The sequence below is a fragment of the Congregibacter sp. genome, from assembly GCF_965662665.1.
Classification (GTDB): Bacteria; Pseudomonadota; Gammaproteobacteria; order Pseudomonadales; family Halieaceae; genus Congregibacter.
Genome location: NZ_CBFIIF010000034.1, coordinates 1 through 12,874, shown reverse-complemented (window position 1 = coordinate 12,874; position 12,874 = coordinate 1). Strand labels below are relative to the sequence as shown.

General features: G+C 56.3%; 15 protein-coding genes and 1 other RNA gene. 6 read left to right on the top strand and 10 right to left on the bottom strand.

The genetic code is table 11. The features are described from left to right. Nucleotides 1-411 (bottom strand): nucleotide exchange factor GrpE (gene grpE / locus ACTG39_RS12190; RefSeq protein ID WP_439107837.1); only part of this gene is annotated, 411 nt, incomplete at its 3' end. Between the two features lie 133 nt (nt 412-544). Then, on the bottom strand, nt 545-1,585 hold the full coding sequence (gene hrcA, locus ACTG39_RS12185) for a heat-inducible transcriptional repressor HrcA (RefSeq protein ID WP_439107836.1): 1,041 nt from the start codon (nt 1,583-1,585) through the stop codon (nt 545-547). A 137-nt stretch (nt 1,586-1,722) separates the two neighbouring features. Between hrcA and recN the strand changes: the two genes are divergently transcribed. Further along, nucleotides 1,723-3,378, top strand: coding sequence for a DNA repair protein RecN (gene recN / locus ACTG39_RS12180; RefSeq protein WP_439107835.1), 1,656 nt, complete (start codon nt 1,723-1,725; stop codon nt 3,376-3,378). 33 nt (nt 3,379-3,411) lie between these two features. Here recN and fur read toward each other — a convergent pair whose 3' ends face one another. After that, nucleotides 3,412-3,831: a ferric iron uptake transcriptional regulator gene (fur, locus tag ACTG39_RS12175; protein ID WP_439107834.1), complete on the bottom strand. Its 420-nt coding sequence runs from the start codon at nt 3,829-3,831 to the stop codon at nt 3,412-3,414. Between the two features lie 71 nt (nt 3,832-3,902). Here fur and ACTG39_RS12170 point away from each other — a divergent pair, with 71 nt between their 5' ends. Further along, a complete protein-coding gene (locus ACTG39_RS12170) occupies nt 3,903-4,343 on the top strand; it encodes an outer membrane protein assembly factor BamE (protein WP_439107833.1) in 441 nt (146 codons plus the stop codon). Here ACTG39_RS12170 and ACTG39_RS12165 read toward each other — a convergent pair. The 3 genes from ACTG39_RS12165 to ACTG39_RS12155 are packed head-to-tail and all read right to left on the bottom strand — an operon-like array spanning nt 4,340 to nt 6,453. Continuing rightward, entirely contained in the window at nt 4,340-4,660 is a 321-nt protein-coding gene (locus ACTG39_RS12165) for an RnfH family protein (protein ID WP_439107832.1), read from the bottom strand. The two genes, ACTG39_RS12170 and ACTG39_RS12165, sit on opposite strands and share 4 nt — an antisense overlap. Beyond that, nucleotides 4,657-5,091: a type II toxin-antitoxin system RatA family toxin gene (locus ACTG39_RS12160; RefSeq protein WP_439107831.1), complete on the bottom strand. Its 435-nt coding sequence runs from the start codon at nt 5,089-5,091 to the stop codon at nt 4,657-4,659. The genes ACTG39_RS12165 and ACTG39_RS12160 overlap by 4 nt, the downstream gene beginning before the upstream one ends. An 18-nt stretch (nt 5,092-5,109) precedes the next feature. Next, nucleotides 5,110-6,453: a sodium-dependent transporter gene (locus ACTG39_RS12155; RefSeq protein ID WP_439107830.1), complete on the bottom strand. Its 1,344-nt coding sequence runs from the start codon at nt 6,451-6,453 to the stop codon at nt 5,110-5,112. A gap of 104 nt (nt 6,454-6,557) precedes the next feature. Here ACTG39_RS12155 and smpB point away from each other — a divergent pair, with 104 nt between their 5' ends. Further along, nucleotides 6,558-7,040 (top strand): SsrA-binding protein SmpB, encoded by a 483-nt coding sequence (gene smpB, locus ACTG39_RS12150; RefSeq protein ID WP_439107829.1) that lies wholly within the window; start codon nt 6,558-6,560, stop codon nt 7,038-7,040. A 45-nt stretch (nt 7,041-7,085) separates the two neighbouring features. On the opposite strand, the gene ACTG39_RS12145 is transcribed toward smpB, so the two are convergent. The 3 genes from ACTG39_RS12145 to ACTG39_RS12135 all read right to left on the bottom strand — a co-directional run bounded on the left by ACTG39_RS12145 (nt 7,086) and on the right by ACTG39_RS12135 (nt 10,611). After that, nucleotides 7,086-7,853, bottom strand: coding sequence for a sulfite exporter TauE/SafE family protein (locus tag ACTG39_RS12145; RefSeq protein ID WP_439107828.1), 768 nt, complete (start codon nt 7,851-7,853; stop codon nt 7,086-7,088). A 60-nt stretch (nt 7,854-7,913) separates the two neighbouring features. Then, nucleotides 7,914-8,717: a transporter substrate-binding domain-containing protein gene (locus ACTG39_RS12140; RefSeq protein WP_439107827.1), complete on the bottom strand. Its 804-nt coding sequence runs from the start codon at nt 8,715-8,717 to the stop codon at nt 7,914-7,916. A gap of 112 nt (nt 8,718-8,829) precedes the next feature. Then, a complete protein-coding gene (locus tag ACTG39_RS12135; RefSeq protein ID WP_439107826.1) occupies nt 8,830-10,611 on the bottom strand; it encodes an N-acyl-D-amino-acid deacylase family protein in 1,782 nt (593 codons plus the stop codon). A gap of 216 nt (nt 10,612-10,827) precedes the next feature. Here ACTG39_RS12135 and ACTG39_RS12130 point away from each other — a divergent pair, with 216 nt between their 5' ends. Both ACTG39_RS12130 and ACTG39_RS12125 read left to right on the top strand, forming a co-directional pair. Beyond that, nucleotides 10,828-11,601 carry a ferredoxin--NADP reductase gene (locus ACTG39_RS12130; RefSeq protein ID WP_439107825.1) on the top strand — a complete coding sequence of 258 codons (774 nt, stop codon included), beginning with the start codon at nt 10,828-10,830 and terminating at the stop codon, nt 11,599-11,601. Nucleotides 11,602-11,629: 28 nt separating this feature from the next. Beyond that, nucleotides 11,630-12,169, top strand: coding sequence for a DUF924 family protein (locus ACTG39_RS12125; RefSeq protein WP_439107824.1), 540 nt, complete (start codon nt 11,630-11,632; stop codon nt 12,167-12,169). A 7-nt stretch (nt 12,170-12,176) separates the two neighbouring features. Here the strand turns inward: ACTG39_RS12125 and ACTG39_RS12120 are convergent, their stop codons facing one another. Next, nucleotides 12,177-12,596, bottom strand: coding sequence for a DUF1761 domain-containing protein (locus ACTG39_RS12120; RefSeq protein ID WP_439107823.1), 420 nt, complete (start codon nt 12,594-12,596; stop codon nt 12,177-12,179). Between the two features lie 145 nt (nt 12,597-12,741). Here ACTG39_RS12120 and ssrA point away from each other — a divergent pair. Beyond that, nucleotides 12,742-12,874, top strand: a transfer-messenger RNA (tmRNA) gene (gene ssrA, locus ACTG39_RS12115); the annotation flags it as partial.

Sequence of the window (12,874 nt, the reverse complement as noted above, 5' to 3'; positions counted from 1 at the left end):
ACTCAGCGCGCCGACAAAGCTTTTGAGGGTCAGATCAACGCCTTCGGTAATCGAACTCAGCGCAGGATCGTCGCTGTTTATTGCCTCCAGTGCCCGCTCAAGGTTATCCACGACTGGCAGCAGCTCGCTACAAAAACGCTCCAGCGCAAACTTCCGCGCTTTTTCGACGTCCTGATCGGCGCGACGGTGGGCATTTTGAGCATCGGCCTGAGCACGCAGGGCCTGATCTTTGGCCTGCCCTAGCTCTTCCTCAAGCTGTTCAATCTGAGACTCTAAAGATGAGCCCCCATCGCCATCGTCCGAAGCAGACATTGCTGCGTCTTCAACGACATCCGAGGATTCCTGCCCCTCTACCGCTTGCTCGTTTGCCACGTCGTCAAGCGACTCCTGATCGCGATTGTCTTCCGCCACCGGTGATCTCCTGGTCTTTGATTTAAAAAGGCGCACATCCCGGCGGCAAGGCCGAAGATGATCGTTGTTCAGCGGATATGGGGGCTTTTAGAGCAAATACAAGGCGGATCTAGAGAAAATTGACGGGCAAAGCTCAGTTAGTGAGGGCGGCGCTCAGCATCTTTGACGTCACATCGACAATAGGAATAACCCGGTCATAGGCCATGCGGGTGGGGCCAATGACCCCAAGGACACCCAAGGTGCGCGCCCCATCGCCATAGGGCGCGGTAATCAGGGAGTAATCTCCCAGAATTTGGGTGCCCGCCTCTTCGCCGATGAATATCTTGACGCCATCAGCTTCCGAGCATCGCTCCAGCAGGTGCAGGAGGTCCTGCTTGCTTTCCAGCGTTGCGAACAACTCACGAAGGCGCTGCAGCTCTTCGGGGCTGGCGCCCTCAAACAGACGCGACTCGCCGACGATCAGGTAGTCCGACGGATTGGCTTCTTCGGCTAAGGCTCGCTGGGCAAGATCCAGCGTTGCAGATAGATAGTCGTCCAGGGTATTGCGCGCGGCGAGCAGCTCGCGATCCACCTGCTCCTGCACATCAGCAAGGGCCTGACCGGCAAAGCGCTGGTTTATCTGCGCGGCTGCGGCACGCAACTCCTCGTCAGAAAACACCCGCCGGGTATGAATGATGCGGTTTTGCACTTCCCGTTGATTGATCACGAGAATCACCAGCACCCGGTCACCCGACAGCGGCAAAAACTCCACCTGACGCAGGGGCTGCTGAGTGGGACGCGGCACGGTAACAACGCCCGCCTGAGAGGTAATGGACGACAACATGCTCGATGCGGCCTGCACCAGGTCCGTGGTATTACGATCGGGGTTTAACTCCTGACGCAGCACATCAAAAGCGCTGGGGTCGAGCTCATCTTTTACCTGCATAAGGCTGTCGACAAAAAAACGATAGCCTTGATCCGTGGGCACACGGCCCGCAGAGGTGTGGGGAGAATGTAAAAAACCGCGCTCTTCAAGATCAGACATGGCGTTTCGGACGGTGGCGGGACTCACCGCAAGGCCCGACTCCTCGCGAAGCGTTTGAGAACCTACCGGGCTGCCATCGCGGATGTGCAGGGCCACCAGCGTTCTCAATAACGTTCCTGACCTGTCTGTTAGCTCCCGATCCAAATACATCCACTCACTTCAACACTAGCCACGGTTTTAGCACAGACGACCCGGAACACAAAGCGAGGAAGGCAATCAGCGCAATTTGCTGTTTATGCGCTCCCAAGGATGAGTTATAAACCCTCGCTACACCGAAGCGGATTCCTATGCTCAGCCAGATCACTATTAGTCAGTTCACTGTCGTGGAAACCCTTGAGGTTGATTTGCGCGACGGTCTGACCGTCGTTACCGGCGAAACCGGCGCGGGCAAGTCCATCATGCTCGACGCGCTGGGTTTGTGTCTGGGTGATCGAGCGGATCCCAGCGCTATCCGCCCCGGTCAGGATCGCGCAGATATCAGCGCCCGCTTTGACATTGATGGCATGACCGCTGCCCAGCAATGGCTTAAGGATCACGATTTAGAGGCCGACGGCGATTGCCTGTTTCGGCGAGTCATCACCCGCGAGGGACGGTCCCGGGCCTATATCAACGGCCGCCCAACCACCTTGCAGGACTGCGCCGCTCTGGGTGAGCTGCTGGTGGATATCCACGGCCAGCACGCTCATCAGTCGCTCTTGCGGCGTCCGCATCAACGCATGCTTCTGGACAGCTACGCGGGGCAAATCGCTACCGCGCAAAAGACCGCAAGCGCGGCCAATGACTGGCTACGCCTCAGAAACGAGCTTGAAACTCTGCGCAGCAGCCAGCAGGAACAGGCCGACCGTGAGCAGCTCCTGCGTTATCAAGTGGGCGAGCTTGATGAGCTGGCGCTAGGCGATACGGAGCTGCAAACCCTCGAAGACGAACAGCGCGTTTTGGAAAACGCAGACGCGATTCAGCGCCAGGCCGCTAGCGCCATAGAGCTTTGCGACGCTAACGAAACGGGCGTGCGTGAAGCCCTAACGACCCTCGCGGAGGATTTGCATCAAGGCAAAACCATAGACAGCGTCCGTGAGATGCTCGACTCGGCTGCCATACAGCTGGGAGAAGCTCGCAGCGAGTTACAGCAGTATCTTGCCAGTACCGAGAACAACCCCCAGCGTCTTGCAGACGTGCAGGCCCGACTGGAGTCGATATACGCTCTCGCGCGCAAGCATCGCATCATGCCCGAACAGCTCAGCTCGCATCATCAGTCTCTCAGCGAAGAACTGGCCACCCTAGATTCCAGCGATGAACGGATAGAGGCTCTGGAAGCCACTCTGGCTGAGCAGCTGGCGGATTACCAATCGGTGGCCGGCAAACTCAGCAGTGCCCGCAAAAAGTCGGCGACAAAGCTGGAAAAAGAGGTCAGCAAACTCCTCAAAAAACTCTCCATGAGTAACTGTCTGTTCAAGATTGCCCTGAACAAACGCGAAACGAGCGACCCTCACCCCCTGGGGCAGGAAGACATCGAACTGCTTATCAGCACCAACCCGGGCGCCGAGCCGCAGTCTCTGGGTCGCATTGCCTCCGGCGGCGAACTCTCACGCATTAGCTTGGCCATTCAGGTAGCCACCGCTGGCAACACCACCGTGCCCAGCATGGTTTTTGACGAGGTGGATGTTGGCATCGGCGGCGCCGTGGCCGAAGTCGTTGGTCGCCTGTTGGCGGATATGGGCAAAAACGCTCAGGTGCTGTGCGTCACGCACTTGCCGCAGGTTGCAGCACAAGGGCAGCAGCATTTGCAGGTCGAAAAGTCCGGCAAGGGCAAACAGCTGGCGTCATCGCTCCATGAGCTTGACGAGAACCAACGCGTCGACGAAATCGCGCGCATGTTGGGCGGCCTCAAGATGACCGAAAACACCCTGGCCCATGCCCGGGAGATGCTCGAAAGTCGGGATTAGGCGGCCAAGCGATTCGCAGAACCGGACCGGGACTTACTTAGGGTCGCGCTTTCGCACTTTCAAGACCAGAGAGTGTCCCACCAACTCGAAGCCGTGCTCTTCGGCGATCTTGTGCTGTCGCTCTTCGATGATCGGGTCATTAAACTCGATCACCTGACCCGTATCTTCACAAACCATATGGTCGTGATGCTCACCATGATCGAGCTCGAAGACAGAGTGTCCGCCTTCAAAATTATGCCGAGTCACCAGTCCCGCGCCCTCAAACTGGGTGAGCACGCGATAAACCGTCGCAAGACCTACGTCCTCTCCCGCGTCCCGAAGGGCCTGATAAACGTCTTCGGCACTCATATGGCGTGCGTGCTGATCTGAATCCTCGAGAATTTGCAGAATTTTGACGCGGGGGAGTGTGACCTTAAGGCCAGCACTGCGAAGATCTTGGTTACTAAATGGCATGCGGGTGCACTTCTCTGACGGGGCGCTCATCGGTATGATGCCACCCCTACCTCACTAGTGGAAGTTAGTCCTTGATACGACCTCGGCACATTTTGCGGGCCCTGTTGCTCACAGCCTCTCTGGCAGCACTGTCTGCCTGCGGTTTTGTGGGCTTTCCCGGCGTTTACAAGATTGATGTTGAGCAGGGCAATCTGGTGACCCAGGAGATGATCGAGCAGCTCCAGCCCGGCATGAGCCGTCGGCAGGTGCGCTTTATCATGGGTTCGCCGCTGGTGGAGGACACCTTTCAGCCCGATCGCTGGGACTATCCCTACGTGATCCGAAACGGGGCCGATATCATCCGCGAAGCGCAGGTGCGTATTTTCTTTGAGGGTGACAGTCTGGTGAACATCACCGGTGACTACCTACCTGACTGGGCTAATCCCAATGCGGCCGGCGACGAAGCCGAAGAGTCCCAGGACCCGGCGGACGCTGGGAACAATGCTGAGCAGGCATCGGCCGAGAACAGCTAGCCGCTGGACTGAGTCTCTCGTCGCGCTTTGGCCCGGGCGGCACGTTCTTTTCGCACTTCTTTGGGATCCGCCAATAAGGGTCTGTAGATCTCTACCCGATCCCCGTCGCGCAAAACCTGCGTGTGCGCCGCGCGATTACCGAAGACGCCCAGGTGGCTCTCCTCATTAATCGTCAGATCATCAAACTCTTGCTCAAGCCCCGATTGCTGCGCTGCGGCGAGAGCGTTCGTCCCCTCGGGCACAGTTAACTGCACAATCTTCTGGCGATCTGGAAGGGCATAAACCACTTCTATAGAAATTGTCGCCGTCTCACTCATGTACCGTAGACATCCTGCGCGCGACGCACTACGGCATCCACGAGATTGCCCGTCACTCGATCAAAGAGCTTTGCTGCGGCGGCGCTAAGAAGTCCGCCACGAAAGCTGAACTCGAGATCCAGCGAAACTTTACAGGCCTGCTCCGCCAGCGCCTGAAAATGCCAGGCTCCCGCAAACTGATCAAAAGGCCCATCTTTGAGCGTCAGACGAATGGTTTCGTAGGGCACCAATTCATTGCGGGTAGTAAAACTCTGCGAGATCCCGCCCCGGGCCAAATCCAGACGCGCCTCTACGTGCTCGTTGTCCGTGCGCAGGATCGATGCACCGACGCAGCCGTCCATGTACTGCGGGTAGGCTTCGATATCGTTAACGAGTACGAAAAGCTGCTTGTTGGAAAACGGCAGGAGTGCACTACGGTGTATGGAAGTCATAAGTGTCGTTATTCGGGTTCAAGGGACCAATGATAACCAAAGCCAGGCAAAAGCAATCACGGGCACAGCCACAAAGCGGATGAGAAAGTACCACAGCGAAAACAGGATGTCGGGCTCTCGAGCGAGTTCCCGCCGGAGAAGCTCGCGGGGCATTCGCCAGCCTACAAACAACGCAAGAAGCAGCACCGCCGCAGGAATGAGCCACTCGGAGGTCACGCCATCCAACCACAGAAGAAAGCCCTCGCCCGGAGCCGCCGAAGCTAGATCAACAGTCGCGTAGACAGACAATAGAAACGCCACCGCCGTCACACTGATGGCTGCGAGGACTCGGCGCACGCGGAACTGCTGCTCTAACACGCTGACAATGGGCTCCAAAAGCGCAACGGCAGTTCCGAGAGCGATGAGAGTCACAGTCAGAAAGAACAGCGCACCATACAAATCACCAAAAGGCATGTTACCGAAGGCGTAGGGAACGCTGACAAATAGCAGCCCAAAGCCTTGTGCGGGCATGAGGTTATTGGCGAACAACAGCGGAAAGATCGCTACACCGGCGGCAACAGCGACCACCACGTCAAAGATCGCCACGGTAATCACCGAACGAACAATGGGCAGCTTGTGCGGCGCGTAAGCGCCGTAACTCATTCCCACCGCGACACCGATGCACAGGGTATACAAGGCATGACCCAGCGCGGCCATAAAGGAGCCTCGATCAAAATCCAGAGGTTGCCAGGCAAACAGATACGCACCGGCGGCGCCGAGATCGCCAAACTCCACGGAAAAGCTGATAAGCACGCCCAGCAGAAACATCATTAAGGGGATAGCAATCCAGACAAACAAGCCAATGCCTTTGCGCACGCCCACGGCCACTGCCACCGCCAATAGCACCGCCGCCAAAAGCTGCCAGCGCATAAGACCCGCCGACGCGGATAGCTTGCTCGCCAGCACCTCCGCCGCACCGGGCAGGCTGATAGCGGCAAAGCCTCCCAGCTGCAGTTGATAGGCATAGGACAAACTCCAACCCGCAATCAGCAGATAGGACACCAGCAACAAAAATCCCGCCAGACAGGACAGCAGCGCCACCGTTAACCAGAGGCGGGATCGACCCGATACGTCCGCCGCCCAGCTTAGCGTCAAGAACGGAGAGCCTCGGCCATGGCTGCCCAGCACTACTTCAGCAACCAGCAATGGCACGGCAATAAAAAACAGGCACAAGAGATAGCTAAAGAAAAACGGTGCTCCGCCGTGCTCTCCCATAAGCCAGGGAAAGCGCCACAGATTACCCAGTCCCACCGCCGCCATCGCAAGAGCGAACACGAAGGTCGTTCGGGATTGCCAGCGTTCCACAGGTAGGTAAAGGTTCATCGAAGTCCGAAGCACTTGGTTAATGCACAGCTTGCCCGAGCAAAGCGCCCTTGCAAAGCACATTGATCGCTCTTCGAGGGTAGACAGCCTGTACAATAGGCCCCATGGGAAAGAAAAACGCCAAAAAAGTCGACACAACGATTGTTCAGAACAAACGTGCGCGCTTTGATTATCAACTTCTGGAAACCTTTGAGGCGGGGGTCGCCCTCACCGGCTGGGAGGTTAAAGCCCTGCGCGCAGGAAAAGCGCAGCTGACGGATTCCTACGTGATGATGAAGGATGGCGAAGCGTTCTTGCTCGGCTCGCAAATAACACCGCTGGCGACCGCGTCGACACACTATGTGACGGACCCTACGCGGACCCGCAAGCTTTTGCTGAATCGCCGCGAGCTAGCCAGAATTCTGGCCGCTATCAGTGCCAAGGGACAGACCTGTGTTTGCACCAAGCTTTATTGGAAGGGTCATCTCGTCAAAGCAGCGATTGCCCTCGCTCACGGCAAGCAAAGCCATGACAAGCGGCAAACGCAGAAAGAGCGTGAATGGGGCGTCCAAAAGCAGCGCATCATGCGAGACGCCGTAAAACAGTAGTCGAGCCTGTTTGTGCGCTAAGCGCTATCTGTTATGCACTACGTGCTAGGCAGCCAGGGCTTTTACAGTAATGCTGATACCCACAGCGTAGAGCACAAACAAGGCTATGCGACGGTAGAGAAGACTCCCATAGCGCGCGAAGACCGCATGCCCCACGCGATCGCCAATCATCATCGCAGGCATACCCAACAGAAACATCCAAAAGCTCTTTGTCGTGAGGTAGCCGGAAATACCAAACACACAGAGCGCGATGACCGCAGAGAGCATAAAAAACGTAAGCAGCATGGCCCTGCTGTGCTTGGCATCTCCCTGCGTCGCCATGACAAAGATAATGACGGGCGGGCCGGGAATGGCGAAAACACCGTTCATCAATCCCGATAGCAAACCGGTTGTGGTCGGAACTCCAAATTTCGGGACACGTGGTGCTGGATGAAACATTGTGAGAACAGCGCAAGCAGCAAGCACGCCGAGCCCTATCCACATTTGAAACTGATCCACGGAGACGTGTTTTAGCAGTTGCGCTCCCCCAACGGTCCCAAGGATCGACGCAAGACAAATTGGCAGCAAAGGGCGCTTGGGCGCATCAGGCCAAAACTTGTGTACCGTCAACAAGCTGGTCCCGAGGGTTAGAGACGCAGTAATCACTACGGCTTCCGTGGGCGCCACAAAGAGCGATAAAACCGGCATGGCGGCCAAAGCAAAACCAAATCCGGTAAACGCGCGGAGCAGCGAAGCAAACAGCAATGCCGCCCAGATGGCGAGCATCTGATAAAGACCGATATCGGCAAAAGTACTTACCAGAGCGTTAATCACGGGCAGCCCAAACAAAAACGCCCCGGTCGCAGACCAGGGCGTTCGTCACACCATAAAGGGCTAGGGTAGCGCTGCAACCCAAGAGCTGTTCTCCAACCACTTTTGACGCAGTTTAGTGAGGAGGCCTGTACCCTCGTAGGCGCGCAGGTAGTTTTGCACCAGATTCAAAAACTCCGCATCACCAGAAGCCAGAGCAATACCAAAAGGCTCTACGGTGAGTGGCTTATCCAGAGTGACAAGACCCGCGTCAGGGTTTCTCAGAACCTGAAGCTTGCACACGGGAGCATCTGCAACCATGCCCGCTGCCTCACCGCTGGTAACCATGGCGATCGCTTCGTCGTAGTTAGCGACCTCAACAAGCGTTGCGTTGGGAGCTGCCTGGGTCACAAAAGTTGCACTGGTAGAGTTCTTCAGTGCCGCTAGTTTTACGTCGGTAGCTGCAATGCCGCCGCTCGCGATCTGCTCGAGCGCTGTGCGCGTTGCAAGAATCGACTTACCACTCATCATGTAAGGACCCACAAACGACGCGCTTCTGGATCGCTCAGCGGTAATCGCCATACCTGAGAGGACCATATCGACGTCACCGTCTTCCAGCGCCTTAGTCAGATCACCAAAAGGCATAGGGCTGAGTTTGAGTTCAGCGCCCATGGCGCTGGCAAGGGCATTGGCCAAATCTACGTCAAAGCCCATGAGCTCACCCTGGCGGTTTCGCATATTCATGGGTGGCTGATCGCCGGACATGCCGACTACTAATGTTTTGTTCTTGACGACGCGATCCAGTGTGTCGCCTGCAAGCGCCAGAGGCGCAAGCAGTACGCTCAGCGCCAAAAAGCCGCTGGCTAATAGTTGTACGGGTTTGAACATAGTTGACTCTCTCGGTGTCACAAATGCGCGGGTACTTCGCCCGCGTGGTTAAAAACTGCAGCGCAGCTTAGCTGATTTTGTTTGACAATATTGTGATAAATGCAGATTTCGCTCAGGCAACAGATTCCAAGGCCTGCTGCCCCGCCCGATACAGACGACCGGGGTTCTTGCCCGTTAGCTGATCGTTCTCAAGAACCGTTTCGCCATCGACGATGACAGCTCGGTATCCCGCCGCGTCCTGTAACAAACGCTGTCCACCTGCGGGCAAGTCCTGCACCATGCGCGGCGCGAACAATCGCAGATTCTCAAAGTCGATCACGTTAATGTTTGCCTTGAGGCCCACCTTGAGTCGGCCGCGATCCGCCATGCCGCAGTAATCAGCTATGTCTGAGGTTAAGCGACGGATGGCTTCGGCGAGCTCAATCTTACCGCCGCGAGCACGATCCCGCGCCCAATAGGTCAACAGATAGCTTGGGAAACTCGAGTCGCAGATGGTCCCGACGTGGGCACCACCATCGGACAGCCCCATGATGGACTGTGGATGGGACATCATCTCGAACACGTTATCAAAGTTCATGTTGGTGTAGTTATAGATGGGGAAGTAGAGCAAGGCCTGTCCATCGTCTTCCAATAAAAGATCGTAGATCATCTCAAGGGACGACACGCCCTTTTCCTGGGCCATGTGCAGCACTGATGTTTCGGCGCTCTGCTCGTATTCAGGGTTCTCACCTAGCAGGAAAGTCTTACTGGCCACGTAATCGATGGCTGCCATAAGCGCGTCAACAATCGGTGGCACAGGGGTACCATCGCCGGCCAGGGTCTCGGACTCTTCGGTCAGAATCTGCGCTTTAAAGGCCGCGTCCTTCATCTTTGCTACGCGCTCTTGAAGAGGCAGATCGCAAATGGCTTTGTAGCTGGGAAATCCAATAAACGGGTGAAAGGTGCACTGCAGACCGGTGATCACACCGATGCCCCGAGGTGCGGTTTGCAGACGCATGCTCACGCCTTTGGCTTCAGCCTTCTCTGCTCGATCGATAATGCGCCGCCATTGATCGGGGGCGAAATCCCGTTGCATTAGCGAAAGGGAAAACGGACGCCCCTCCCCTGCCTCGGCCATGCTTTCAAGAATATCGAACTCCTTATCAAAGGCATCCCCCTCACGCTCGAGGTCAAAATCGTTCACCGCCTGCAAAGTACCGTGGGATAACCCGGCAAAGGCGCTCGCGATACCGGCAAGCTCTTCGGTGGTCGCCTCGGAGGACGGAGTCCAGTCGCCATCAGCGCTGCGATGCACGTCAGAACGCCCGGTAGAGAAACCAATGGCACCGGCTTCGAGCGCCTCGCGGGTGATCTTTCTCATGGCCGCGATATCTGTCTCGGTAGCGGGCTCATTGCAGACCGCGCGGTCGCCCATCACGTAAACCCGCAGAGGATCGTGGGTAACCTGCACCGCAAAGTCGATGCTATGGGGCTTTGCATCCAGGGCGTCCATGTACTCGGGGAGAGTCTCCCAATCCCAGGTAAGCCCCTCTGCCAGAGCGATCCCGGGAATATCCTCGACGCCTTCCATCAAGCGGATGAGTTTTTCCCGGTCTGCTTCGCGTACGGGCGCAAAGCCAACGCCACAGCTACCCATGACCACGGTGCTTACGCCGTGGTTAACGCTGGGCTGCATGCCCGCATCCCAGGAGACCTGACCGTCGTAGTGAGTGTGAAGGTCCACAAAGCCGGGGGTCACGATATGACCTGTTGCGTCAAGAGTTTCGCGCGCGTCACCGGCGCATTCACCAATAGCAACGATAGTGCCGTTGCGAACGGCGACGTTGGTTTGCCGGGGCTCTGAGCCCTCACCGTCATACACCAAACCACCGGTAATCTTTAGGTCGTATTCCATGTTCTAACCTTTATTTTGTTATTTATTGCGGATGTTTTGGAAGTCTAGGCAGCACCGCGGGAGCTGTCCACCACAGGAGATTGAAGAATCAGGGAATAAGGTTAGGAAAAACCGTTCTTGAAATACCCCGTGATTTCCTTGCAGGTAACCGCCAGGGTGATCAGAATTCGCGGCTCGTAACGTATAAGCCGTTTAAACCGTATTTGAGGATCCGTCATGGCCGCCGTAGCACCCGCCAAAGTTACCGAAGTAAAGCACTGGAACGACAGACTGTTCAGCTTCAAAACCGAGCGTGCGCCCGAGTTTCGCTTTGAGAACGGCCATTTCACGATGGTCGGTCTGGAAGTAGAAGGTAAGCCTGCCCTGCGTGCCTACAGCATAGCCAGCGCCAACTACGAAGAAGAACTGGAATTCTTGAGCATCAAGATCGCAGACGGCTTACTCACCTCCCGCCTACAGCACATCAACGTGGGCGATGAAGTACTGCTGGGTAAAAAGCCCGTAGGTTCTTTGGTGCTTACGGATTTGCACCCGGGCCGTCACCTTTATCTGTTTGCTACCGGCACCGGCCTGGCGCCCTTCATGTCCATCATCCGTGACCCCGACGCCTACGCCCGCTACGAGAAAATCGTGCTGGTACACGGGGTGCGCCACATCAGTGATCTCGCCTACCACGACTACCTCACCACTGAGTTACCGCAGCATGAGTATCTGGGTGAAGAAGTGCGGGAGAAACTCCTGTACTACCCCACGGTCACTCGCGAGCCCTTTAAAAACAATGGGCGAATCACTGAGCTACTGGAAAGCGGCAAGCTCGAGTCTGATCTGGGTCTTCCCGCGATTGACCCCGCACAGGATCGCGCCATGATCTGCGGCAGTATTGCGATGCTGGACGACATTTCTTCTCTACTGGATCGGCGTAACTTTACTGTGTCGCCCAATCAGGGAACTGCGGGTGACTACGTCATCGAGCGTGCATTTGTAGGCTAAGACTCGCCGAGCGGAGTAGACTTGCTCCATGGAAAGCGCGGACGCAGTTTTAGATTTTTGGTTTGAAGAGGCCGGCGCCAAGCGCTGGTTCAAACAATCTGATGCCTTTGATGCGCTGTGCCGGGAGCGCTTTTTACCCACGCTTGAGGCCGCACGGCTGGGTGAGTGTTGGGAGTGGCGATCAACGCCCGAGGGACGCTGCGCCGAAGTCATTGTTCTCGATCAGTTCTCTAGGAATCTGTTTAGAGAAGGTCCGCGGGCCTATGCCCAGGATGGCATTGCGCTGGTGCTGGCTCAAGAGGCCGTTGCCCGGGGGGATGATCTGCGTATGAGCGACGATCAGCGCTATTTTAGTTACATGCCGTACATGCACTCGGAGTCACTGGCCGTGCACAAAGAGGGACTGCGTCTGTTTGAAGCTCTGGGCAATGGAGACGCTCTGCGCTATGCCATAGCGCACGAAAAAGTTATCGCAGAATTTGGCCGCTACCCCACTCGAAATGCCGATCTGGGTCGAACAAGCACGGCCGAAGAAGAGCAGTACCTAGCCAATCGCAAAGGTTGGTGATTGCGGGCTACTTCCAGCCGCCGAGTATGGCGCCCATCAAGGTCATGGTGACTACCCAGTAGCCACCGTTCACCAGAATGTAGGACCAGGATCGCAGCTCAAACAAAGCGACCACACCGAAGGCAAAGAAGATCCAGCCAAAACCCGTCAGAAATCCGTATAGAGCGCCGCTTTGTAGGGTGATCTCTGGTGTGCCAAGAAACATCGCCAGGCAGACACTCATGATCAGTAGAAAGATAAAGGTCAGACCAAAGATCTTGGCCTTGTTACCGCCTGCGATTTGCTCCTCGGAGATGTCCGCGGCCTTCATCCAGGCCTTTCCGAACAGCACCGGCGAGTACCATAATCCGCCCACAAAGAACCCCGCGACGGCTGCCACGACAATGGCCGTTATGTTGATTGATACATCTATTGAGATATCACCCATAGCGCTCTCCCCGAGTAATTATTGTTAGTTCAGCACAGTGCTTGATTACCCAAGAGTTGGACAGACCTTGGCCGTTGTCAAATGCAGCGTGCTGCTCGTAAGCCAATGGCAAAACCGGATTTATGGTAAACTTGCACCCAACACTGGGGGCGTTACGGATTCGACGACGGTAACAAAACCTGCGGTGCATGCCGTGATGGTAGCCAATCACGTAAATCCAAAGCTGCAAACTATTAGTTGCCAATGACGACAACTACGAGGTAGCGCTGGCTGCGTAA